The organism is Chitinophaga flava (genome assembly GCF_003308995.1).
Lineage (GTDB): Bacteria > Bacteroidota > Bacteroidia > Chitinophagales > Chitinophagaceae > Chitinophaga > Chitinophaga flava.
In genome coordinates this window covers 2,649,790-2,676,530 of the sequence record NZ_QFFJ01000002.1, presented here as the reverse complement: position 1 = coordinate 2,676,530, position 26,741 = coordinate 2,649,790, and the positions used below count along the sequence as shown (strand labels likewise).

Annotated in this window: 5 protein-coding genes; all 5 read right to left on the bottom strand. The window is 51.1% G+C overall.

Annotated features, from left to right (window positions below; translation table 11 throughout):
* Positions 1-9 precede the first annotated feature (9 nt).
* Genes DF182_RS26730 through DF182_RS26710 form a run of 5 tightly spaced genes read right to left on the bottom strand, consistent with a single transcriptional unit; the run spans position 10 to position 26,731 of the window.
* A complete protein-coding gene (locus tag DF182_RS26730; protein WP_113618817.1) occupies positions 10-6,549 on the bottom strand; it encodes a non-ribosomal peptide synthetase in 6,540 nt (2,179 codons plus the stop codon).
* 3 nt (positions 6,550-6,552) lie between these two features.
* Positions 6,553-9,624 (bottom strand): type I polyketide synthase, encoded by a 3,072-nt coding sequence (locus tag DF182_RS26725; RefSeq protein ID WP_113618816.1) that lies wholly within the window; start codon positions 9,622-9,624, stop codon positions 6,553-6,555.
* A 9-nt stretch (positions 9,625-9,633) separates the two neighbouring features.
* Positions 9,634-15,789 (bottom strand): non-ribosomal peptide synthetase/type I polyketide synthase, encoded by a 6,156-nt coding sequence (locus DF182_RS26720; protein ID WP_161964279.1) that lies wholly within the window; start codon positions 15,787-15,789, stop codon positions 9,634-9,636.
* Between the two features lie 40 nt (positions 15,790-15,829).
* On the bottom strand, positions 15,830-20,317 hold the full coding sequence (locus tag DF182_RS26715) for a MupA/Atu3671 family FMN-dependent luciferase-like monooxygenase (RefSeq protein WP_113618814.1): 4,488 nt from the start codon (positions 20,315-20,317) through the stop codon (positions 15,830-15,832).
* A gap of 3 nt (positions 20,318-20,320) precedes the next feature.
* The gene (locus DF182_RS26710; protein ID WP_113618813.1) at positions 20,321-26,731 is read right to left on the bottom strand and encodes a non-ribosomal peptide synthetase; all 6,411 of its coding nucleotides are present in this window, start codon (positions 26,729-26,731) and stop codon (positions 20,321-20,323) included.
* Positions 26,732-26,741: the final 10 nt, after the last annotated feature.

The following is a 26,741-nucleotide window of genomic DNA, read 5'->3' as shown; positions in this document are numbered from 1 at the left end:
GAGAATATTTTAAAGCTTAGCGTTATTATCAAGCACTTCGTTCATCAGGCTTTGCATGAATGCATCGATCTCATTTGCCGGTGCGGCTGTTTCCTCCTGCAAGGCAGCTGTGCTCTTTATTTTATGCGACAGTGCCTCGATAGTCCTGGCATCATAGAGATCGGGCAGCGCGAGCTTGCATTTGAAGGTGTCGTTGATCCTGCTGAGGAGTCGTATAGACAGGATGGAATCGCCGCCGAGAAAGAAGAAGTCATCCGTGATACCCGGCTTCTCCACGCCCAGCACCTCTTCCCATATGGCCACCAGCGTGTGTTCAGTGTCATTGCCAGGAGCTACGTACTCACGATGAATAATATCTTCACCGCTGATGCCCGGAAGCTTCTTACGGTCGGCCTTCCCGCTTACTGTCAGCGGAATATGCTCCACTGCTACATAATAACCCGGCACCATGTACTCCGGTAATTTCTGTTGCAGGTATTGTTTCAGGATAGTTTTGTCGATGGTGGAAGATGAGGTGTAATAGGCTACCAGCACCTTTTCGTTGTGCAACGTTTTCACTGCGGCGATACCCTGTTCTATGCCGGCGAAAGATGATAGCACTTTCTCCACTTCTCCCAGCTCTATACGGTTGCCACGGATCTTCACCTGGTCGTCCATACGGCCAAGGTATTGGATAGTGCCGTCTGGCAGCCAGCGGGCCACATCACCGGTGCGGTATACGCGATTGCCGGGCGTGAAGGGATCAGCGATAAAACGGGAAGCTGTCAGCTCTTCCAGGTGAAGATAGCCCTGCGCCACCTGCACACCGGAGATCAGCAACTCTCCTGCCACGCCGGCGGGCTGCAGCTGCGGTGATTCATTCACGATATAGATCTTCGTATTCCATACCGGCGCACCTATGCTTACACCATATTGTTCTACGTCCGTATCTGTCAGATCGATAGCTGTAACGTCTATCGCTGCCTCCGTAGGGCCGTAAAGGTTATGAAGGCGTACATGCCCCAACCTGCTGCGCACGCCTGTCACCATCGATACAGGCAGCTCTTCGCCACTGCACACGATATGGCGCAGCGATGCACATTTATCAGCAGATACATCCAGCAGGAACACGCCCAGCATTGAGGGTACAAAGTGCGTAACCGTTATACCATGACTGCTGATAACATCCTGGAGATAAGCGGGATCTTTATGTTTTTCGGGAGCCGCCATCACCAGCGCGCTGCCGGAAATGAACGGCAGCAGCAGCTCCCATACTGATACATCGAAAGTGTAGGGTGTCTTCTGCAGGAAGACGTCACCAGGCGTTACGCCCAGGTAGTCTTTCATCCACAGCAGCCGGTTGCAGATACCGGCGTGGTTGTTCAGCACGCCCTTCGGTGTGCCCGTGGACCCGGAGGTATAGATGCAGTAGGCCGTATGCTCCGGTGTAATGCCGGCAGCGACGTTGGAGGTGCTGTAGTGATTACGCACGGTCAGGAACTGTTCCAGTTCGGCCGCATTGATGAACACTTTGCAGGCCCCGTCGCGCAGGATATAATCGATACGCTCCTGCGGATAATTGGTATCTATGGGAATATAAGCGCCACCGGCTTTCAGGATGCCGAGGATCACCACCGGCAGCCATTCGCTGCGCTCAAGGCCGATGCCTACCAGGTCGCCAGGTGCTATACTGTACTGCCCTTTCAGATAGCCTGCCAGCTGGTTGCCAAGTTCATGGTACTGGCGGTAGCTAAGTACCGTATTTTCATATACTACCGCAGGGCGGTCGGGCGTTTGCTGGTGCTGTGTTTCCAGCAGGTCCAGCAGCGTACCTGAGGGCAGGCTCACTGTTGTGTTATTCAGTTCTTCCAGCAGGTGATGCTTTTCTGGTGCTGTCAGGTAATCGATCGTTTTTATGGATTGATCTGCATAGTCCACCAGGCTTTGTGCCAGCTGTTTGTAATGCCGCATCAGTTGTTCTATCAGCGGCTGATCGTATACATCTGTATTATATTTGAGCCTGAACATGATATGCTCCTTTCTTTCATAGAAGCCGATCTCGATATCGAACTTGGTCAGACGCCGGCCCAGGTTTTCAATGATCGCGGTGCTTTCATCATCTATATCTGCCATCTCGATGGTAGATTCATAGTTCTGCAATACCATCATAATATCAAACAGTACATTGCTCCTGCTTACATCCCGTTTTACGCCCAGGTCTTTCACCAGCAGGTCGAACGGGTACATCTGATTATTGTAAGCCTCGAGGGTGGTATGTTTCACCCGTTTATAGAAAGCGGAAAAACTTTCATCCGGACTTACCTGGTTACGAAGTGTCAGCGTATTGATATAACAACCCACCTGATTTTCCAGATCAGGATGGTTCCTTCCTGCAATGGGCGCACCTATGACAATATCCTGCTGGCCGGTATAGCGCGACAACAGCACATTCCAAACAGACAGCAGGGTCATGAACAGACTTCCACCATGCTGCTGACTGAAAGCATACAGCTTTGCAGTAAGACCTGATGATAAATAAGTGTTCAGGTAGCGGCCATTGAATGTTTTCACACCCGGGCGTTTTTTCTGCGCGGGCAGGTCCAACAGAGGAATCTCGCCACTCAGCTGCTTCACCCAGTAATCCCGCTGATGCGTGTATTCCTGCCTCGCCAGCTGCTCCTGCTGCCATACGGCAAAGTCTTTATACTGTACGTTCAGTTCCGGCAGCACAGGTTCGCGTTGCGCGATATAGGCCTGGTAAAAGGCCCACAGGTCTTTCCTCGCCACCTGGTTGGATATACCGTCAGTGATGATGTGATGGATCAGGTAGTACACAAAATATCCCCTGTCGGTACGGAAAATTTTTATCCTGAAGAGCGGTCCCTCTTGCAGGTCGAATGGCCTGAACAGGTCATTGTGATAGATGTATTCTTTTATAAGCCCGTCCTGGTCAGCTTCTTCCCGGATATCAGCGTATCCGGTCCTGAAGTTGAACGCATCAGCCGGTAATACCCATTGCCTGATCTCCCCGCTTCCATCTTCCCTGAAAACAGTGCGTAGTATCTCGTGCCTGTCTGTCAGTGCTTTCACGGCCCTTTCAAAGCAGGACACATCAAAGCTATGGTCCATCTCGATGGCGGAAGGAATGTTGTAGGATACAAAGCCATCTTTCACCTGGCTCAGCGCCCATATCATGCGCTGTGCACTGGATATAGGATAACTCTCTGCCAGCGCGGCTTTAGGGATAGCGGTAAAGTTGTCTGTTCCGGCATGTTGTATCAGCTCCGCATGGTCAGCTACAGTAGTGCGGCTGAAGATATCCTGCAGTTTCAGCCTGACTTTGAAATCTTTAGCATAGCGGCTCAACAGGCGCGTTGCTTTCAGGCTATGGCCTCCCAGTTCAAAGAAGTCATCCGTCATCCCTACCTTTTCTACTCCCAGCACCTCTTCCCATATGGCTACCAGCGTGTGTTCGGTGTCATTGCCGGGAGCTACGTACTCACGATGGATGATGTCTTCACCGCTGATGCCCGGAAGCGCCTTGCGGTCGGCCTTACCGCTTACTGTCAGCGGAATATGCTCCACTGCTACATAATAACCCGGCACCATGTACTCCGGTAATTTCTGTTGCAGGTATTGTTTCAGGATGGTTTTGTCGATGGTGGAAGATGAGGTGTAATAGGCCACCAGCACCTTTTCGTTGTGCAACGTTTTCACTGCAACGATACCCTGTTCTATGCCGGCGAAAGATGATAGCACTTTCTCCACTTCTCCCAACTCTATGCGGTTGCCACGGATCTTCACCTGGTCGTCTATACGGCCGAGGTATTGGATAGTGCCGTCTGGCAGCCAGCGGGCCACATCACCGGTGCGGTACACGCGATTGCCAGGCGTGAAGGGATCAGCGATAAAACGGGAAGCTGTCAGCTCCTCCAGGTGAAGATAGCCCTGCGCCACCTGCACACCGGAGATCAACAGCTCTCCTGCCACGCCCGCGGGCTGCAGCTGCAGCGATTCGTTCACGATATAGATCTTCGTGTTCCATACCGGCACGCCTATGCTTACGCCGTATTGCGCTACGTCCGTATCTGTCAGATCGATAGCCGTAACGTCTATCGCCGCCTCCGTAGGGCCGTAAAGGTTATGAAGGTGTACATGCCCCAACCTGCTGCGCACGCCGGTCACCATCGATACAGGCAGCTCTTCGCCACTGCACACAATATGGCGCAGTGATGCACATTTATCAGTAGATACATCCGGCAGGAACGCGCCCAGCATCGAGGGTACGAAGTGCGTAACCGTTATACCATGATTGCTGATAACATCCTGGAGATAAGCAGGGTCTTTATGTTTTTCGGGGGCTGCCATCACCAGCGCGCTGCCGGAGATAAACGGCAGCAGCAGCTCCCACACCGATACATCGAAAGTGTAGGGTGTCTTCTGCAGAAAGACGTCACCAGGCGTTACGCCCAGGTAGTCTTTCATCCACAGCAGCCGGTTGCAGATACCGGCGTGGCTGTTCAGCACGCCCTTCGGTGTGCCCGTGGACCCGGAGGTATAGATGCAGTAGGCCGTATGCTCCGGTGTAATGCCGGCAGCTACGTTAGAGGTGCTGTAGTGATGACGCACGGTCAGGAACTGTTCCAGTTCGGCCGCATTGATGAACACTTTGCAGGCCCCGTCACGCAGAATATAATCGATACGCTCCTGCGGATAATTTATATCTATGGGAATATAAGCGCCGCCTGCTTTCAGGATGCCGAGGATCACCACTGGCAGCCACTCGCTGCGTTCAAGGCCGATGCCTACCAGGTCGCCAGGTGTTATGCTGTACTGGCCTTTCAGATAGCCTGCCAGCTGGTTACCAAGTTCATGGTACTGGCGGTAGCTAAGTACCGTATTTTCATACACCACCGCTGGGCGGTCAGGCGTTTGTTGGCGCTGTGCTTCCAGCAGGTCTAGCAGCGTACCTGAGGGCAGGCTCACTGTTGTGTTATTCAGTTCCTCCAGCAGATGATGCTTTTCTGATGCTGTCAGGAAAACAGCATCCCTGATAAGCTGGTCTGCATGGTCCATCAGGCTTTGCGCCAGCTGTTTGTAATGGCGCATCAGCTGTTCTATCAGCTGCTGTTCGTACACATCTGTATTGAAGTCTACGATCAGCGACAGACAGTCGCCCTGTTCCACGAAATTGATCTCCATATCAAACTTGGCGTAGCACGGGCCTAAGGAGGAGATGGTATCCGTATCTGTCACGATAACTGTAGCAGGTGTTTCCCTACTGGTGGTATTCTGCAATGCGATCATCACGTCAAACACGGCGCTCCTGGAAGTATCTCTTTTCAACGACAGTCCGTCCACCAGAAAATCAAATGGGAATGCCTGGTGATTAAAGGCCTGTAGCGTTTTTTCACGGATGCGCTGATAACAGGCGTTGAATGTATCCATAGGATTTAGCTGATCACGCAGCGAAAGCGTATTCACATAAAAACCTATCTGGTTCTCCAGGTCGGGGTGTTGGCGGCCGGCTGTCGGCGAACCGATGATGATATCCTGCTGACCGGAGTAACGATAAAAAAGCACTTTCCAGACAGCCAGCAGCGACATGAACAAACTTCCACCCTGCTGGCGGCTGAAGGTTTTCAGCTCCTGTGTAAGGCTGGCGGGCAGCCAGGCTTGCAGCCGATGCCCATTATATGTTTTTATTGCAGGACGTTTTTTATTGCCCGGCAGTTCGAATACGGGCAGCTCTCCTTTGAGTGCATCGAGCCACCATACCGCTGCGGCCTTTCCGGTAGCGGATTCCAGCTGTTGCTGTTGCCAGGCTGTATAATCTTTGTACTGTATTCCTAATGGCGTGAGCACCGGCGCAATGTTCTGCCGGTATGCTTCATAAAAGGCGATCACATCGCGGGCCAGCACGTCCATAGACCAGCCGTCGGTGATGATATGATGCAGGTTATAATAGAAAACATAATCGGTATCAGTTAGCTGCAACAACGCCACCCTCATGAGCGGGCCGTTCTCCAGATCGAACGTCTTTGCATTGTCTGCAACCATGTAAGCGTCGGCCTGCAACTGAGGTGAGGAATGCGCACGATAGTCCTGGTAATCTATCTGCAGGCTAACCTCTTCTTCGCTTAATATCCACTGCCGCACATCCCCCTGTTCATTCTCCCGGAATACCGTACGTAATATTTCATGGCGCCCGATAACCGCAGTGATGGCCCGCTTCAGGCTTTCGATATGGTAGCTGCCATTCAGCTTAACAGAGAACGGGATATTGTAGGCCAGCGTGCCTTTATCAAACTGGCTTAGTATCCACAACCTGCGCTGGGATGGAGATACGGGATAATCCGCTGCTATGTCCACCATAGGAACCGGTGTATACCCGGCCGGTGTATCATATTTCTTCAGGTAAGAAATGATCAGCGGCTTATGCGTTCTTATCAGGTCTATTATGGCTGAAGGAATTTCGTCCTGCTCAAAGCTCAGCTGTATATCATCTCCATCCAATGAGACATAAATACCGTTCGCTTCCAGTTCGGCTAATAATTGAAGGATATCCATATCTTATATTTTAATTTTATTGCGGTTCGCGCTTTCTTTTTTAATGCTGCTCAGCTTCAGGGCTATGTCTATCTCTGTGCTGATGTCTTTTATATTGGCGTTGGTATAAAAATCCTGGAGGTTCACCACCACGTTGAATTCTTTCTGTATCCTGCTCAACAGGGACATGGCCCTTAATGAATCGCCTCCCAGCTCAAAAAAGTTATCGTAGATACCGATCTGTCCAAATCCCAGGAATGATTGCCATATTTCGCAAAGCTTACGCTGCACTTCATTTTCCGGCGGCTGGTAGCTGACGCTTAGTTCGGGCCGTTCTGGCTGTTCGTCATACTCGCTCCCGGCCGGCTGCTGTATAGGGTTTTGGACTACCGGCAATGACGGCGTTCCATTCTTCAACTGTTTGAGCTGTTCAAATGGTTTCACTTTCAGCGGCAGCGCCGTGCGGTCGAAAGCATAGGTAAGCACCGGCACTTTTTTCCGGTTCTCCGATACATACAGTTGTTCCCAATCCACAGACAGACCATTCTTCCACAGATCGGCCAGCGTATTCAGGAAATATCCATAGTCATGGGCATGTTCTCTCGCTGGCCTTACGGTTGAAAAAACACGGCAGCCTGCATCATAATTTTCCTGCTGTTTTAAAAAACCGGTGAGCGTTTTACCAGGGCCCACCTCTACGAATATGGTACTATCTTTGGCCTCATGCAGCAACGATTGCAGACCTGCTGAAAACAATACAGCTTCGCGCAGGTGCGTCACCCAGTATGCAGGCGACACCGCTTCTTCAGCAGTGATGGCTTTGCCGCTCCGGTTGGAGATGAAAGGTATCTGTGGTGCCGAGAGACTTATGCCGGACAACAGCTGTTCAAATGCAGGCAGGATGCCGTCCATCATGCGGGAGTGAAATGCATGGGAAGTCCTGAGCCGGGTGCAGACGATTCCCTGCGCGGTTAGCTGCATGGCCAGTGCATCTATCTCTTCTGTGTTACCGGCCACCACACAGGTATCTTTGGTATTAATAACGGCAACGGATATATTATTTGTCAGCAGCGGACTGACTTCCTCCCGGCCGGCATTTACCGCCAGCATAGATCCGCCAGGGAGGCTGTTCATCAACCTTGCCCTTTCCCAGATGATCTTCAGACCGTCTTCAAAGGAGAACACACCGCTGAGGCATGCCGCCACATATTCGCCCAGGCTGTGACCTATCATACTGGCAGGCTTCACGCCCATATGGATCAGGGTCTGCGCCATAGCATATTCCACGAGGAACAGCAACGGTTGCGTATAAAGCGTGTTGTTGATCTGCTGCTGATCCGCATTATCACCGGGGGCATAGCCGATGATCTCCCGGAAGCTGATGCCGGACAACTCCTGAAGCGTCTGCAGCCCTTTATCCATCCAGGAGCTGAAGACTGGTTGATGTCGATACAGTTCCTGTGCCATCCCGAAATACTGCGAGCCCTGACCAGGGAACATGAACACCACATCCTTAGCGGGATACAGCGTTTTGTCTGACTGGCGGGAGGAATCATCCCGGGACAGTTTGCTGAGGATGTCTTCAACATCTGTTGCGATCACTGCATCACGGTATTTGTGATGCATTCTTTTTACGGCGCTGGTGTAACTCAGGTCTGGCAGGCCTTCCTGTTGCAGCGGTAAAAATTCCCGCAGTTTTTGTTTATAGTTTTTGAGAGATGTCTTTGTTTTTCCGGAATATAACAGCGGATAGAACGGCTTTGTATCTCCGCCAGAAACCAGGACTGGCGCTTCTTCCAGCACTACATGCACATTGGTACCGCCGATGCCGAAGCTGCTGACCCCTGCCCGCAATGGCGTACCATTCAGCGGCTCCCATTTTTTAAACTGGGTGTTCACATAAAAGGGGCCTGCCTGGAAACTAATCTCCGGGTTGGGTTTGGTAAAATGCAGCGAAGGCACGAGCGTCCTGTGTTTGAGCGAGAGGCTTGCTTTGATGAGCCCTGTTACTCCTGCCGCTGCGTCGAGATGCCCCATGTTCGTTTTCACCGAGCCGATCGCGCAGCTGTAAGTGGTATCAAAATTAAAGGCCTTGTTCAGCGCTTCAATTTCAATCGGATCTCCCAGACGGGTGCCGGTGCCATGTGCTTCCACATAGCCGATGGATGCGGGCGTCACATCCGCGATCCTGTGCGCGAGCCGGATACATTCTGCCTGCCCCTCTACACTGGGGGCCGTATAGCCTACTTTTCTTTTCCCGTCATTGTTGGTAGCGGAAGAGCGGATTACGGCATAGATATGATCACCATCGCGCACAGCGTCGTCGTAGCGTTTCAGCACTACTGCGGCCGCGCCCTCGCCCCAGATGGTTCCGGAGGCCTGTTCGTCAAAAGCCCGGCAATGCCCGTCTTTGGAGGCGATCATCCCTTCTTTATAAAAATATCCTCCGGTGTCCTGCGTATAGATACTGACACCTCCTGCTACAGACAAAGAACATTCTTTCAGCAACAGGCTTCTGCAAGCCAGATGCACGGCACTCAGTGCACCGGAACAGGCTGTGTCGATATGATAGGCCGGGCCTTTCAGTCCCAGCTTATAGGCAATCATCGTGCTGATGAAATCCCTGTTGGCCATCCTTGCTGCAATGAACGGAGTTACTTTTTCACTGGGGTTCATCATGGCGTAAGCCCGCCAGTTGAGATTATCGGATGCGGCCAGGAACAACCCGATGGTTTCGCGATCGATATGTTTCGTATAGCCGGCATCATCCAGCGCGGCCCATACCTGCTCATGCATAACCCTTATCTGGGGGTCCATCAGGGACGCTTCTTCAAGGGTATATCCAAAGAATGAATAATCAAAGCTTTCGGCATTGTCGAGCGAAGCACTGCAGGGAATAAAGCTTTTATCATCAATCACGCTTTTATCAATGCCTTTCTGTAACAGCTCTTCCGGTGTGAAAAACCGTACCAGCTCCTTCCCTTCTGTCAGGTTCTTCCAGAAAGCCTGTATATGTTCAGATTGCGGGAACCTGCCTGCCAGCCCGATGATGGCAATATCTTTTTTCCTCGCTGCCTGTTTTATTTCTGTGTTCATGAAAAAAAATTAAAATGATTCGATCATATCGTCCATCTCTGCTGAGATCTGAAGGTTCTCTTCTTCCGGCTCCTCATCAGGCGCTGCTGCAAATGCGTTCACCAGGTCTTGTATGTTGGTGTACTGGAAAAGCATGATGGGCTTTATATCCACTTTAAATTCATTCCTGATCTCATTCAGTATCCTGATCAGTTTTATGGAATTGGCGCCGAGGTCAAAGAAGTTGTCATTAATGCCTATCTCAGACGGTTCCCTGCCCAGCTCCCGGGCGAAAATTTCAATGAGCAATTGCTCTTTCTCATTGCGCGGAGCCACATAGGCCGTGTTGACGGTCAGGGTATTGGAGCCGGGGCCTGGCAATGCTTTTTCATCTATCTTCCCATTGGCCGATAGTGGCAGGGCTTCCAGCTGAACGAAGTATGCAGGGATCTCGTAATCAGGTACCTTACCGGCCAGGTATTTGCGTAATGTGGACGTATCCTGTGGCTCATCAGACACTACGTAAGCCACCAGCTCATGTTCGAGGTCTGCCTTCCTATGCACGCTGACAACGGCTTCCTTTATATCCGGCTTCAGCAACAGCTGCGCGGTAATAGCACCCAGCTCTATCCTATGGCCGCGTATCTTCACCTGTCCGTCTCTCCTGCCCAGATAAGCGATGCTGCCATCATTGTTCCATTTGGCGAGGTCGCCGGTCTTATATAAGCGTTCCCCTTTTTTGAACGGACTTTCAATAAATTTCTCACTGCTCAGCTCCGGCTTATTGAGGTATTTATAGGCCACCTGCACGCCTCCAATCAGCAATTCGCCGGCAATGCCTACAGGTTGCAGTGCCATAGCCTCGTTCACGATGTAAATGCTGCAGTTGGCGATGGGGTACCCTATAGATACACCCTGCAGGGTAGTATTCATCTCCGTCAGGTCGATCGCTGTCACGTCGATCGCTGCCTCCGTAGGGCCGTATAGGTTATGCAGGCGGCAATTGATTTTCTTTTTGAATGCGTTCACTACGGTCGCCGGCAGGGCTTCGCCGCTGCACACCACATGTTTCAGGCTGTTGCCGGCCGCGCCGGCTATGCTATGCAGGAATATCTGCAACATGGAAGGAACGAAATGAATGATGGTCACCTGCCTTTCATCGATGAGGCGTTGCAGGTAGAACGGATCTTTATGCCCCTCCGGCACTGCAAATATCAGCTGTGCGCCGCAGATAACAGGCAGCAGCAGTTCCCACACTGACACATCAAACGTGTAAGGCGTTTTCTGCAGTATCACAGAGCTGCTGTCTGCCTGCAGATAATGTTTCATCCAGAGCAGCCTGTTGCGCAATCCCGCATGGTGATTGAGAACACCCTTGGGCATGCCGGTGGAACCGGAGGTATAGATGGCGTAGGCATAGTCTTCCGGTGACAACGTTATCACAAAAGGCTTAGTATAATGATGCTGTGCAGCCCTGAAATCATCAAGCAGGTTCTGATCTATACATACTTTATAAGCGCTGTCGTTTCTGATGTAGTCCAGCCGCTCCTGCGGGTAGGCCGGATCAATGGGTACATATGCCCCTCCTGCCTTCAGGACGCCAAGTATTGCTATAAGCATCCATTCACTGCGATACAGCCTGATACCCACAAGATCATGCAATGTAATGTTGTGCTGTGCAGTAAGATAATGGGCCAGCTGGTCAGATACGGCGTTGAGCTGCCGGTATGTAAGCGCACTGTCTTCAAATACAACAGCTGTTGCATCGGGAGTAAGCGCAGCCTGTTGTCTGAACAGGTCTATCACAGTGCCGCTTTCCCCGTACACAATACTGGTGTTGTTAAATGCATCCAGTTTGCTGAACTCAGCAGGAGCCAGGAAACTGACTGATTGTAATGACCGGGAGGCATCTTCCATGACTGCCGCCGCCAGCCGCATGAAATGCTGCATCAGTGAGCCTACCATTTCCTGATCATACACGTCCGTGTTGAAATTAACATTGAATGACAAATGGTCGCCTATCTCGGTGAAGTTGATCTCCATATCAAACTTCGTCAGTTGCGGGCCTTTGTCGTATATGCGTTCGGGTATGATTTCGGCATTTATCGTTGTTATTTTCTTTCCGGTGTTCTGCAATGCCAGCATCATATCAAAGATGGCGCTCCTGCTCACATTGCGCCTGGGGTTCAGGTCTTCCAGCAGCCGGTCGAAAGGATACATCTGGTGTGAATAGGCTTCCAGCGCATTTGCTTTCACCTGTTGGAAATGATGCAGAAAATCTTCTCCCGGTTTCACCCTATTCCTGAACACTACTGTGTTCACGAAGAAGCCTATCTGGTTTTCCAGGTCCGCATGGTCCCTGCCTGCTACCGGAGAGCCGATGATCAGGTCTTCCTGGCCGGTATAACGGTATATAAGTACCTGCCACAGCGACAGCAGCGTGATGAACAGGCTGCCTTCGTGGTCTTTGGTGAATGTTTTCAGCTGTTGAGTCAGCGGTGCGGGCAGAAATGCTTCCAGCGTATGGCCGTGTTGTGTTTTCACCGGCGGGCGCTGTTTGCCGGAGGGCAGGTCTATCACCGGAAGTTCTCCTGATAATGCAGACAACCAGTATTCACGGTGAACAGCGTTGGCCGTGTTGCTCAGCTCCTGCAGCTGCCAGGCTGCATAGTCTTTGTACTGTATCGGTAAAGGTGTAAGGCTCACCGGCGTATCGGTCACAAAAGACTGATAGCTGGCCGCCACGTCGCTGTAGAGCACACCCATGGACCATCCATCACTAATGATGTGGTGCATATTGTAATAGAACACATACTGACCCGGAGCCGTTTGTAATAAGGCGGCTCTCAGCAGTGGCCCATTCTCCAGGTTGAAGAACTGTACCGCGTCCTTACGGATATAAGCAGTTACCGCCGCACGGGGATCTGCCACGGCGCTGAAATCCTGGTGGTCTATGGCAAAGTCCAGTTCGTCCATCGTCAGTATCCACTGGCGCACTTCACCCTCATTGTTCTTCCGGAATACTGTTCTCAATATTTCATGGCGTTCCAGCACCGTATACACTGCCATCTTGAAAAGCCTTATATCATAATCGCCGTTCAGCTCCACCTGGTGTGTGATATTATAAGACGCCAGCCCTTCTTCAAACTGGTTCAGTATCCATAGGCGTTGCTGGGAAGACGAAAGCGCATAACCGTTTTCAGAAAGAGCAATGGGAGGAATGGCCGATATACCGTCAACGGATATACGTTCTTCTTTTTTCTCTGCCACCAGCAGTGCAATCGTAGCTGGTGTCTTGGAGGTGAACAGCTCGGAAATAGTGATCTCGGCACCTGTCTCTTTCTTCATCCTGTTCACCAGCACCAGTGCTTTCAGTGAATCGCCACCCAGTTCGAAGAAATCATCATCTACACCTACACCCTGTATGCCAAACAGCGATTCAAACAGCTGCATGATCTGCTGCTCTGTTTCATTGCCGGCTCCTTTATAGGTAGTGGTGAGATTATTCCGGTTCATTTCCACATCTGCAACAGGCGCTTCCTCTGTTATGGCCGCGGCACGACCCGGCAGCTGTCCTTCCAGTGCTACTCTCGATGGTACTTTATACGGCTCAAAAGCATAACCAGGCACTGGTATCCTGCGTGGCCTGGCTGCTCCGTAAAACTGTTCCCAGTCTATATCTACACCATTGATCCAGATATTCCCGAGAAAGGAGGCGAGATAAGAACTATCATCTGCCTGCTCACGCGGATGACGGATAGTATTGACCACCGCATTATGCTGATCGGGACTTTTGCATTTACGGAAGAAAGAGGTTAGGGTATTTCCCGGCCCTACTTCTATGAACAGCGTATGATCATTTTCCATCAGCCTGCGGATGCCTTTTTCAAACAGTACTGTGGCCAGTATATGCTTTGCCCAGTAAGCCGGAGAAGAGGACTGCTCTGCAGTGATGTAATCGCCTGTAACATTGGAGATAAAAGGAATGGAGGGCTTACCAAATGCAACGCCACCCAACTCCTTTTCAAAGTCCGCAATGATCTGTTCCATCATAGTGGAATGAAAGGCGTGAGACGTTTTCAGTTCTGTAAAGGGAATATCGGCAGCCTTCAGTTGTTCTTTCACGCCAGCGATGGCTGGTTTAGTACCTGAGAGCACAAAGCTATCCGGTGCATTCACAGCCGCCACAGACACATCTCTGAGCAGTTTTTCGTCAATTTTATCAATGGGCAGCAATACACTGATCATATCACCTGCTTCCACGCCCGCCATCAGTTCAGCGCGCCTGCTTACCACTCTCAGGGCGTCTTCCAGTGTGAACACACCGCTGACAGTAGCAGCCACATATTCTCCCAGACTGTGCCCGATCATGTAATCAGGCTGTATACCCCAGGTCATCAGCAGCCGCGCCAGCGCATATTCGAACAGGAACAATACGGGCTGTGTGTACAGCGTATTGTATATTTCATCGCTTCCTTCTGTGAACAGGGCTTTGCGGTAATCGACGCCCCTTATCTGTTGAAGCCTTTCAAAACCTTCATCCAGTATGGTTTTGAAGGCCGGGAACGTTTCATAGAGATAACGGCCCATGTTTACATACTGGCTTCCCTGCCCGGAGAACATAAACGTGATATGCTGTTTGGGCCTGACAGGCTGTGTTTTCAGCCTACCGCCACGGAGCATATCGATCAGCTCTTCCCTGCTTGCCGCCACGATAAAACGACCACAATCAAAACGCTTTCTTCCCGCCTGTAAGGTGTAGGCCAGATCAGCGGGATCTATGTCTTTACTTTTTTCCAGGAAGTGCAGAAGCTTCGCTTCGTATCTCTCCAGTGCCGTTTCGGTGTTGGCCGAATACCGGATCAGATAATGCCTTGCAGCGACAGGCCTGTGTTGCAGAACAGGGGCTTCCTGAAGGATCATATGCACGTTGGTGCCGCCTATGCCCAGCGAGCTGACGCCGGCGGTGCGCAGCGCGCCTTCCGGATGCTCCCATGACCGGGTGGCATTGTTGACATAAAACGGTCCTTCCTGGAAAGGCACTGTTTTATTGGGTGTTTTATAATGCAGGCTTGCTGGGATGGTCTTATGTTTCAATGCCAGCGCCGTTTTGATCAACCCGGCTATACCGGCGGCTTCATCGGCATGGCCCATATTTGATTTGATGGAACCGATGGCGCAACGGTGTTGTGTATCGTTATTGAATGCTTTGTTTAATGCGGTTATCTCGATGGGATCGCCGATGATGGTGCCGGTGCCGTGCGTTTCCACGTAAGAGATATGTGCCGGCGCCACGCCTGCTATTTTATGTGCGATCCGGATGCACTCTGCCTGGCCTTCCACGCCGGGCATGGTGTAGCCGGCTTTGGCGTTGCCGTCGTTGTTCATCGCGGAACCTTTGATAACGGCATAGATATGATCTTTGTCGGCGATGGCCTCTTCCAGTCTTTTCAGTATCACAACACCAGCCCCGTCGCAATTGATGGTGCCGGAAGAGTTGTTATCGAAGCTCCGGTTATGCCCGTCGGCGGACATGATAGAGCCCTGCTGATAAAGGTAACCCGTGTTTTCCATCGACAGCAGCCGGATGCCGCCCACCACCGCGATGCCACATTCATTCAGCAGCAAACTTCTGCAGGCGAGATGTGCGGTACTCAACGATGTGGAACAGGCAGTGTCGAGGAAATAACAAGGTCCCCTGAAATTCAGCTTATACGCGATCTGTGAAGCCATGAAATTGGGGTTGGATAATTTGCTGCGTGTCAGCTCATCCACATGTTCGCTTTTATTTAGCAGGGAGTACATGCTCCAGTTCAGATCTTTGTTGGCTCCCACGAAGATGCCTACCTTCCGGTTATAGGTGTCTACATTGCAGGCGGCGTCTTCCAGGGCTTCCCATACCAGCTGGTGCATCATGCGGGTTTGCGGGTTCATTACCCTGGCCTCATGAATGGTGTATTTAAAAAAAGGATAGTCAAATTCATCTGTTGTCTGTATAAAAGAGGCTGCCTTCACGTAATTCGCACGCGCTATGTCTTTCCGGGCAATACCTTTTTCTTCCAGTTCCTCATCAGTGAAAAAATGGATCAGTTCTTTTTCCTCCACCAGGTTCTTCCACAACACTTCAATGTTGTCTGATTTCGGGAACTTACCTGCTAAGCCTATAATTGCAATGTCCTTCTTCATCAGTTTGACTTTGGTCTGCTTGATTGAATTCTGTTTTCGTTTAGTGCTCCATGTTACCCATGAAGTGTATGAGGTCGTCCACGTCTTCCATTTCATTTTCCTCCACCTGTATTTCCTTCCGGGTATTCTTCGGACTTAAATGTTCTGCCAGCGTTCTGACTGTCGGGTACTGGAAGAAAGCGATGATCTTCATATCGGTGTTCAGCGAAGTGTTGATGATGGAAAGCAGCTGGAACGCTCTCATGGAGTTGCCTCCAATCTCGAAGAAGTTGTCTTCTACGCTTACAGCCTCCACTTTCAGGAATTCGCTCCAGATCTTCGCCAGCTTCTTCTCCAGCTCTGTGGCGGGCGCCACAAATTTTGCAGCAACGATATGCTCGTCTCCGGGATGCGGCAGTTTCTTATGATCTATTTTTCCATTGGGCGTATAGGGGAAATCATCGACGATCATTACATGCTGCGGGATCATATAATGTGGCAATCTCAATCTCAGCCAGTCCTTGATGGCAGCGCCATCCACGGCATGATGTGCTTTTACGTAGGCCGTCAGCAGGGGCTGGTTGTTCTTCTGTATGGACGCCACCACACATTGCGTTACATCCGGGTTCGACGCTATCACGTTCTCTATTTCTTCCAGCTCTATACGGTATCCCCTGATTTTCACCTGTCTGTCCAGGCGTCCCAGGCATTCCAGCTCTCCATTGGGTAACCACCGTGCGAGATCGCCGGTTTTATATATCCTGAGATACTGATCAAACCGATGTTCAATGAACCTTACTGCGGTTAACGATTCTTCATGCAGGTAGCCTGTCGCCACGCCGTCGCCGCCAATACAAAGCTCTCCTGCCACGCCCACGGGGCACAGCTGATGAAGATGGTCCAGCACATAAATGCCGGTATTGGCAATGGGTGTGCCGATGGTGATATCCTGAGCGGAGATAACCGTTTTTACAGATGACCATATGGTAGTCTCCGTAGGCCCGTACATGTTATATATCTCTCTTTGCCTTGTTTCAAAGAGGTTTTCTGCCAGTGATCTTTTCAGTGGTTCTCCGCCTACCAGTAATGTCCTGATCTGTTGCAACGCGGCTTTTCCTCCCGGCTGCTGCAGCAGCTCTTCATAGAACGAAGGCGTGGATTGCATATGTGTCACACCGTGGCGCGCTATCAATGCACCAGTCTCTTCTTCCGCTGTAAGGCGCTCCATACGCGCGGTGATGAAACCGGCCTGCTCCCTGGCCCTTCTTACCATTTCCTTCAGTTTATGCAGGTCGGGAAGACTGGCAGCCACCAGGTCTTCATCCACTCCAAAATCAATGAGGCAGGCAACTTCATTGATGTCAGCTTCATAAATTCTATTGATGATTTCGAGGCATGACTCAGGCGTACCAAACAGACTGCCTGTATTGTAAAACCTTCTGAAACCCATTTCCAGCAGCGCATCCACATCTTTCTCCACATCCAGTCCTTTCTCCTCGGCCATTGGTTTCAGCAGGTTGAGAGACGTTTTCAGATAATTCTTAAAAGGAGCTTCCACTACTTTCCGTACCAGTTCCGGGTTATTATTCACAAAGGAATGCACCATCAGCGCCACTTTGCCCTGCTGCGGATCAAAACCGTGCTCCAGGAGCGTCTGCCGGTATATCTTCACTTTTTCGCCCAGCTCTTCGATACTCTGTCCCAGCAGGTGCGTCAATATATTTGCGCCGATGGATCCGGCATATTTGAAAGTATCAATGCTGCCTGCCGCTGTAATCCATAAGGGTAGCCTGCTTTGAACGGGCCGCGGGTGGATGGTGAACTCAAAGTCTTTACCGACACCGTTTTTACGGGTCAGCGATTTACCTTCCCAGAGGTCTTTCAGCGTAACGATCTTATCGCGCATAGATCGGTGGCGGTCCTGGTATTCACCGGGAGCCAGCACAAAATCATTTGGATGCCACCCGGAAGCGATAGACAGTTCCACCCTGCCGGAGGAAAGGTTGTCGATCATAGACCATTCTTCGGCTACACGTACAGGATCATGCAGTGGCAATACCACACTGCCTGAACGGATCTTTATGTTCTGTGTGATCGTTGACACGGCCGCTGCGGCTACAGAAGGATTCGGGAACTGGTCGCCGAAATGATGGAAGTGCCGCTCAGGTACCCAAATGGCCTTGAACCCGTGCTGATCAGCGAACTTCGCACCTTCCAGCAGAAGTCTGTACCTATTATCGGGAGATGATGTACCTGCAGGGAAGTAGAACAGGCTGAAATCCATTTCAGGCCTGGGCATAACGGGAACGGGCCTTTCGAGGTGTATCACCACCTTGTCGCCCCTTGTCAGCGTCCAGAGCAGTTCGAGTATGGAAATGTCAAAACTGATGCTCGTCATGGCCAGCCATACAGCCGCGTCGTTTGTTTTTGCAAACCGCTGGTTCATACCCTCCATAAAGTTAACGAGGTTACGATGCGAAACCTGTACGCCTTTGGGCTTGCCGGTAGATCCGGAGGTATAGATCACGTAAGCGGCGGTGTCACTGTTTACGACTGGCAGCGCAGCGGTTCCAGACGTCTGCCATGCTTCCGGGTGCTCTATGTTCACGTTAGTGAGTCCGGCGGCGATGATCGGGCTGGTCTGGTCGTTGGTAAGCACCAGCGCGGCCCTGCTGTGATGCAGAATATAATCAATACGGTCTAGTGGATAGAACGGATCTACCGGCAGGTATGCAGCCCCGCATTTGAAGATGGCAAGTATGCCTGTCATCATTTCTATGGAACGGCCGAGGCATACGCCGATCACTGCGCCCGGCCCCGCGCCGAGCGATTGCAGGTGCAGCGCGAGTTGCGTGGAACGTTCATCCAGCTCACGGTATGAGATCTGCCTGTCTTCACAAACAAAAGCCGTATTATCAGGCGTCAGTTTTACCTGCGTCCGGAACTGCGAAACGATCGTTGCAGTGGTATCATAAGCTGTACTGGTGTTATTAAAGCCATGCAGCAACTGCTGCACCTGTGCTTCATCCAGGTAAGCGATCCTTTGTATCTCCTGCTTCGGATCATGAAGACATTCCCTGATGAAGCGCTCCACGTTGCGTGCCAGATCGCTGATGAATGTTTCCAGAAACAGGTCTGTATTATATTCTATGGATAAGGTAAGCCGGTTTTCATCCTCAAAGAAAGCGAATGTAATATCATACTTGCTGACCGTACTTTTCCGGTTATTGAAGAAGGAGCATGTCAGACCTGAAAACCCTGTGCCTGCCGGCAGCTGCTCATCGTTTTTCCGCTGGTGGATCACCAGCACATCGAACAACGGCGAACGGCTTACATCCCTTGTCAGGTTAAGCTGATGCACCAGATCTCCGAAGGGATAGTCCGCATGGGCATATACAGCTTCCAGGTTTGTTTTCTGTAGTGAGAAAAGATTTGAAAAAGAATTTGAGCCGTCAAACTGCATACGTACCGGCAGCGTGTTGATATATAAACCTATCTGCCCCTGGAGGTCAGCATGGCTCCTGCCGGATATGGGCGTACCCAGGATGATGTCTGTCTGCCCGGTGTACCGGTGCAACAGGCCGTTGAGGCCGGCCATCAGCGCCATGAAAACAGTGCCTTTGTTTTCATGTGAAAATTCTTTCAGCTGTTTCAGCAGCTGTGGTTCCCAGGAATGCGTATATACGGCCCCGTTATACGTTTTGAGTGCCGGACGTGGCTGGTATGTAGGCAGGTTGATGACCGGAAGCTCGCCGGAGAAAGTCTCCGACCAATACGCGGCGTCATCGCCGGCCTGCTGCCTATTGTTCACCCATGCAGCATAGTCCTTAAACTGCACACGCAGCTCAGGCAAACGTACAGGCGTTGGCGTAGTCAGCGCATTGTATATATGCATCAGCTCTGTGAGCAATATTTCCAGGGAGCCGCCATCAGCGATGATATGATGAATATTGATGCAGAGGTAGTGTTCCTGTTCGTTCTTCCGGAGCAGCAGGGCTTTGAACAACAATGTATCTTTCAGCTCAAAGGGCGCCTGTATGAATGTAGCAATCGTATCTTCGATCTGCTGATCATCCTGAAGCTCGCGTATCTGCATCTCAAAACCTGCATCACGCGCACCCAGCACTTTCTGCCCGATAGCGCCATCTGCCGTAGCGGTGAAATGCGTTCTCAGGATCTCATGCCTGGCGATCAGCTGTTCAAATGTGGCCTGCAGCATAGTTGCGTCCAAAGCCCCCTCCAGCCTGAGCACAGCCGGCAGATTATAGGCCTTGTTGACGTCTTCCATCTGGCACAATATCCAGAAACGCAACTGCGAAGAAGTAACGGGATATATGTCCTGCACCGCTACCTGCGGGATCTGCTCCCACTTTGCGGTAGACATGATGGATCGCAGGTAGGCCACAATATCCTGTTTATGCGCCTTTATCTGCTCGATGACAGCATTGTCAACCGTCTCATTAACAAAGATCAGTTCAAGGTTCTCTCCGGATAACCTCATATCAATACCCTGTTCTCTGATATGCTTCACTAAGGATGCTGTTTTCATAGCTCAAATGATTATTTTCTGCTGATTGGCACGCGGGCCGGCAGTATTATTCAGTGATTGTAAATTCCCGATATGCAATGCCACCGATGCGATAGTTGGCTGGCCGAGAAACATCTCCAGTTTTATCTCAAAACCAAATTCCGTCTTAACACGGTTCAGCATGGTGATCATCTTTAAGCTCTGCCCTCCTATCTCGAAGAAATTATCTGTAGTCCCTACGCTGTCGAGCTTCAGCACTTCCTGCCAGATGAGCGCCAGTTTTTCTTCCACTTCACCTTCAGGCGCTACGTACGCAGTAGTCCTGACGTTGAACACTTCCAGCTGCAACAACGCTTTCTTGTCCACTTTCCCGTTGGGAGTGAGCGGCAGTTTGTCCAGCACCACGTAAGCGGCAGGGAGCATGTAATGGGGCAGGCGCTGCGAGAGATGCGCCTTCAGCTCGTCCACGCTGATCTGTGTGCCTTTCAGGTAAGCCACTATATATCTTTCCCCTTCCTGCGTTTTAGCCAGCACCACTGCATCAGTAACAGCCGGTGACGCCATCAGCGCATGTTCTATCTCTCCCAGTTCTATGCGGTAACCGCGAACCTTCACCTGGTCATCTTTACGGCCGGCAAAGCTGATATTCCCATCGGGCATCCACCGGCCGACGTCTCCGGTACGGTACATCAGCTGGCCTTCACGGTATGGGTTGGGAATAAATTTTTCAGCGGTGAGCTCACTGCGGTTCAGGTAACCTTTTGATAAACCATCACCGGAAATGTAGATCTCGCCAGCCACCAGCATAGGTTGCAGCGCCAGCGTGGACGACAGGATATAGAACTGTGTGTTGGCAATAGGCTTACCAATGGAAACAGACTGCTCCTGCGGTGTTTCGATACGGTAACAGCTGCTATACGTAGTGTCTTCAGAAGGGCCGTACAGGTTCCTGAGCGGAATGCCGTACTTCAGTAAACCGTTGCTCAACGCTACAGGAATGGGTTCTCCGGCCATATTGATACCGGCAATATGATCTGACAACACAGCATTGTTGTAAAGCTCATTCACCACTGCCGGCACAGTATTGATCAGCACCTTTTTATCTTCTGGCAGCCAGGAAGCAATGGCGGCGCCGTTCTCCACCACCCTTATCTTTTTTCCGATACTCAGGGGATAGAATATTTCAAAGACTGACAAGTCGAAGCAATGGGAGGTTACGGCATACATGATGTCGAAATCCGTATTCGTGAATTCCTCCTCGCTCCATTGCAGCAAGGTTACGGCACTGCTATGTGTGATCATTACTCCCTTGGGCTTCCCTGTGGAACCTGAAGTATAGATCACATAAGCCAGGTTGCCGGGATGCAGTTTCACCTGCGGCCGTTCTCCCGAAGAAATATGTTTGCTGAACTCAAGCAGGAACGCATCCGTGATAGTCAGTTTGCAATTGCTGTCCAACTCTATATAGGCAATGCGTTCTTCCGGGTAATTCATATCTATAGGCACATAAGCTGCGCCCGATTTTAATACAGCCAGCAGGGTGATCACCAGCCATTCATTACGCGGCAGCTTCACTCCCACCAGGTCTTCCGTGCTGATATGATGGTTGACCAGTAAATAGTTGGCCAACTGGTTGGATATCTCCTGCAGCTCACGGTAGGTGCAGGTTTTCTTACCGCTTACCAATGCTATTGCGTCGGGTGTTCTGGCAGCTTGTGCTTCGAAGAGATCAACTATTGTTTTTCCGGTGGGATAGATACGCGCAGTATCATTGAATGTTACTGACAACAATTGTTTTTCGTCAGCATTCAGGAAGTCGACCTGCTGAACAGGTTGATATGGTTGTTGCACAATGGCCTGTAGCAACTGTTCCAGGTGAAATGATAACTGCTCGATGGTACTACGGGAATAGATGCCGCTATTGTAGCTGATCTTTGTTTTTATACAATCTCCCTGTTCTATGAAATTAAACAGCAGATCAAACTTGCAGAATGTGGCTGATTCATCATTGAAGGCACTTACCTTCAGATCTTTCAGCTGCTGCAAAGCGCTGCTGTGGCCATCATCCTGCTGTACCACCACCATCACATCAAACAGCGGGTGGCGGCTCATATCGCGTTGAAGTGCCAGCTGGTCCACCAGTTCATCAAAGGGATAAAACTGATTCGCCTGCGCCTGCAGTGTAAGCTCTTTTATTTTTTCCAACACCTGGCAATAGTTTTCCGTACCCGAGAATTGTGTTCTCAGCGCCAGCGTGTTTACATAAAACCCTATCTGCTCTTCCAGGTCAATATGCTCACGGCCCGCCACCGGCATACCGATGATCATATCCTCCTGGCCGGTATAACGGTATAATAATGTTTTCACCAATGCCAGCAGCCCCGTAAACAGGGTAGCTTCACGACTGCGCAGCAATCCTTTGAAACCTGCTACAGTAGCAGCGTTTACAATTCCGTTCACTACGCCGCCCTGATATGTTTTGACCGCGGGCCTTGGGTGGTCCGCCGGGAATTCCAGTATCGGCAGCTCTCCTGACAAATGTTCCAGCCACCATTTTCTTTGCCCATTCAGCGATGGGCTGCTTAGCTGTTCCTGCTGCCATGTCGCATAGTCCTTGTACTGGATGCGCAGCGGCATCAATGAATGGGGCCGGCTTTCCGTGATAGCCTGATACAACGCCAGCAATTCCTTTATCAACACTTCCATAGACCAGCCGTCGCTGATGATGTGATGCATCACATATGCGAACACCCACTTATCTTCGCTCACGCGATACAGTTCTGCTCGCAGCAACGGACCTTCTTCCAGATCGAACGGGCGTAAAACGCACTCCTGCACAGCCTTCTGGATAACTGCTTCAGCTTCATCATGCAGATCATGTATAGCTACTCGAAAAGCCGGTGCAGATAAAATATATTGCCTCACATCTCCGTCTGCAGTTGCACGGAATATTGTGCGCAGGCTCTCATGACGGGCTATCAACATATCAAAGGATTGCGACAGCGCCACCGTGTTCAGTGTTCCTTCAAACATGAATACGCCAGGCATATTGTACGCCGCACTGCCGCCTTCGAACCGGCTCAGCACCCACAAACGGCGCTGGGCAGATGATAACACATAAGAAGATTGTTCTGGTACAACCGGTATATTGATCGCCACTGACTTCTGTGCCCCCGCGATCAGCCGGGCCAGGTCCTCCAGCACCGGGTGCGTGAATAGCTCCTTCAAAGTAACCTTCACCTCAAATGCTTTGTAGATACGGCTCGACAGGCGCGTGGCTTTCAGACTGTGGCCGCCCAATTCAAAGAAATTATCTTTCACACTTACCTGCTCCTGCCCCAGCAGTTCGCTCCATATATCCGCCAGCCTGGATTCCAGCTCATTGCGCGGAGCTTCGTATTCCCGGCCGCTGCTCAGCTGGTCCGCTTCCGGCGCCGGCAATGCTTTCTTGTTGATCTTGCCATTAGGCAGCAGGGGTAACGCTGACAGCTGTACGAAATAACCAGGCACCATATAATCCGGAAGCTGGCTTTTCAGATAAGATCTCAGCGAAACATTATCCAGCGGCTCTTTGCAGGCCACATAGGCCACCAACACCTTATCACCGTCTCCATGCGCCCTCGCTGTTACAACCACCGCTTCCACACCGGGGTAACGATGCAGCACTGTTTCTATCTCTCCCAGCTCTATGCGGTAACCGCGTACTTTCACCTGGTCGTCTTTACGGCCCAGGTATACGATGTTGCCGTCCGACTGCCACCGGCCTAGGTCTCCGGTGCGGTACAGCCGCTCTCCGGGAATAAAAGGATGTGATACAAATTTCTCTGCGGTCAGTGCAGGCTGGTTCAGATACCCGCGGGCGAGGCCTGCACCGGAGATACAGATCTCTCCCACTACACCCACGGGCTGCAGGTGATCATTATCTCCCAGTATATAAATCTTCGTATTCGATATGGGACGGCCGATCAATATATTATCGGCTGAATGAATGCGATAAATAGTGCTATACGTGGTATCTTCTGAAGGTCCGTACAGGTTCCGTACTTCCATGCGCTCACAATCTAGCTGACGGATCACATTTGCCGGGATCGGCTCTCCGGCCATGTTCAGCACGTTCACACGGCTCAGGTCTGCCCCTTCACTTAACAGATGTGCCACTACGCTCGGAACAGTATTTACCAATAAAGGCTCCTTACTGTTCAGATAACCAGATATAGCAAGACCACTTTCCAGTATGCGCAGTTGTTTGCCGCTGGTCAGTGTGAAGAAGACTTCAAATACAGACAGGTCAAAGCAGATGGAAGTTACGCCCAGCACTACTTCGTATGCTGATCCAGCAAATTCCTCCCGGCACCAGGCGATGAAAGCAGACACATTGCTGTGCGTGATCATCACTCCCTTGGGACGACCGGTGGAACCCGATGTGTAGATGATATAAGCCAGGTCCCCGCTGTTGATGGATACTCCTGGATTCTCTGTATCGTATTTTTCTTCCTGCAATAAAAACTTCTGCAACTCCCGGTCATCCAGCACTACCTTGCAACGGCTGTCGGCAATAATATATTCGATACGTTCCTGCGGATACGCCGGATCTATCGGAACATAAGCCCCGCCTGATTTTAACACGCCCAGCAGCGCAATCACCAGCCATTCATTACGTTCCAGTTGTATACCCACCAGGTCATCTGCTCCTATACCATACACATCCCGCAGATAGTGGGCCAGGCGGTTGGCCGTGGCGTTGATCTGGCTGTAGCTCAGCGAGCGGCCTTCGTACAGCAGACCGATATGATCGGGGGTAAGCGACACCTGCTCTTCAAACAGGTCTATAACGGTAACGGCTATATCATAAGCCGCTTCTGTGGCATTGAACGTTTCCAGCAGCAGCGTTTTTTCCTCCCTGCTCAGGTAGTTGATAGCGCCAATACCAGCCGATGGCGTAGCTATGATAGCTGTCAGCAGCTGTTCCAGGTGAGCAGACAGCCGTGATATAGTTGCAGGTTGATAGATGTCCGTATTATAAGCGATGTATAATTGCAGCTGATCGCCGGCTTCCAGAAAACTGAATTGCAGGTCGAATTTACTGCCTTGTTGCGTGCCTTCACCGGCGCGCACTTCCAGACCGGCAAAACCTTGCTCCACCAGGGAGGCGCTGGACTGATGCTGCAATACCACCATCACGTCGAACAGGGCGTTGCGGCTCATATCACGGTGCAGTGGCAATTCCTCCACCAGCTCATCAAACGGATAGGATTGATGTTGATAAGCGTCCAGCGTGGTTTGTCTTACCCGCGATAACAGGTCCAGGTAACTACCTGCACCACTGAACTGTGTTCTCAACGCCAGGGTATTTACATAAAAACCGATCTGACCTTCCAGGTCGCTGTGCTCCCGGCCTGCCACAGGGCTGCCGATGATTATATCTTCCTGAGCAGTGTAGCGGTACAACAATGCCTTCACAGCTGCCAGCAGCCCCATGAAGAGCGTACTGTCGGCCGACAGGCACAGGGCTTTCAAGCCCGCCGTTACAGCCGGTGAGATGGTGCGGCTGATGCTGGCTCCGTTGTAAGTCTTTATCGCAGGACGAGGCTTGTCTGCCGGCAGTTCCAGCACAGGCAGCTCACCACCCAGCTGCTGCAGCCAGTAGCTTTTATGCTCAATAAGAGATTCGCTTTGTAATTGTTGTTGCTGCCATACCGCATAATCTTTATAGTGTATGCGTAAGGGTGATAACGGGTTGACCTGCCCTTTCACATAAGCATGATACAGCTGCAGCAGCTCCCGGATCAGCACTTCCATTGACCAGCCATCGCTGATGATGTGATGCATCACATACACAAACACCCATTTATCTTCGTTTATGCGACACAGTTCTGCACGCAGCAACGGGCCTGCTGAAAGATCGAACGGGCGCGAAAGGCTTGCCCGTACGGCCGCCTGCAGCATCGTTTCCCCAGCATCACGGAAATCGTATTCATGCAAACGGAAGTTCAGTGCATCCGCTGTTAAAATGTGTTGCCTTACCTCTCCGTCTGCAGCCTCCCGGAAGATCGTGCGCAGGCTCTCATGACGCGCTATCAGCGTATCAAAGGAGCGCGACAGCGCCTCAATATCCAGCGCACCTGCAAATTCAAACACGCCCGGCATATTGTATGCGGTGCTACCTTCTTCAAACTGACTCAGCACCCACAAACGGCGCTGGGCAGACGACAAAGGATAGGAATCGCTCTCCACCGCCCGCGCGATGGCGGCATCAGTCTGATGCCTGTTGCCGGACAGGTACTCAATAAGGCCGTCCTTATGTAGTTTTATCCTGGGGATAACCGTATCCAGTATAACACCGTCAGGCGCGTCTATCTTGAGTTTTCCATCTTCCAGGAAAACATACACCTGTTGGTCTGCTAATTCGAGGATCAGTTTAATTATCTCTTGCATCTTTGTCAGT

Excerpts from the sequence above, each read along its gene's own strand:
- DF182_RS26730 (WP_113618817.1), bottom strand. The coding sequence starts at position 6,549 with ATGGATATCCTTCAATTATTAGCCGAACTGGAAGCGAACGGTATTTAT.
- DF182_RS26725 (WP_113618816.1), bottom strand. The coding sequence starts at position 9,624 with ATGAACACAGAAATAAAACAGGCAGCGAGGAAAAAAGATATTGCCATC.
- DF182_RS26720 (WP_161964279.1), bottom strand. The coding sequence starts at position 15,789 with ATGAAGAAGGACATTGCAATTATAGGCTTAGCAGGTAAGTTCCCGAAA.
- DF182_RS26715 (WP_113618814.1), bottom strand. The coding sequence starts at position 20,317 with ATGAAAACAGCATCCTTAGTGAAGCATATCAGAGAACAGGGTATTGAT.
- DF182_RS26710 (WP_113618813.1), bottom strand. The coding sequence starts at position 26,731 with ATGCAAGAGATAATTAAACTGATCCTCGAATTAGCAGACCAACAGGTG.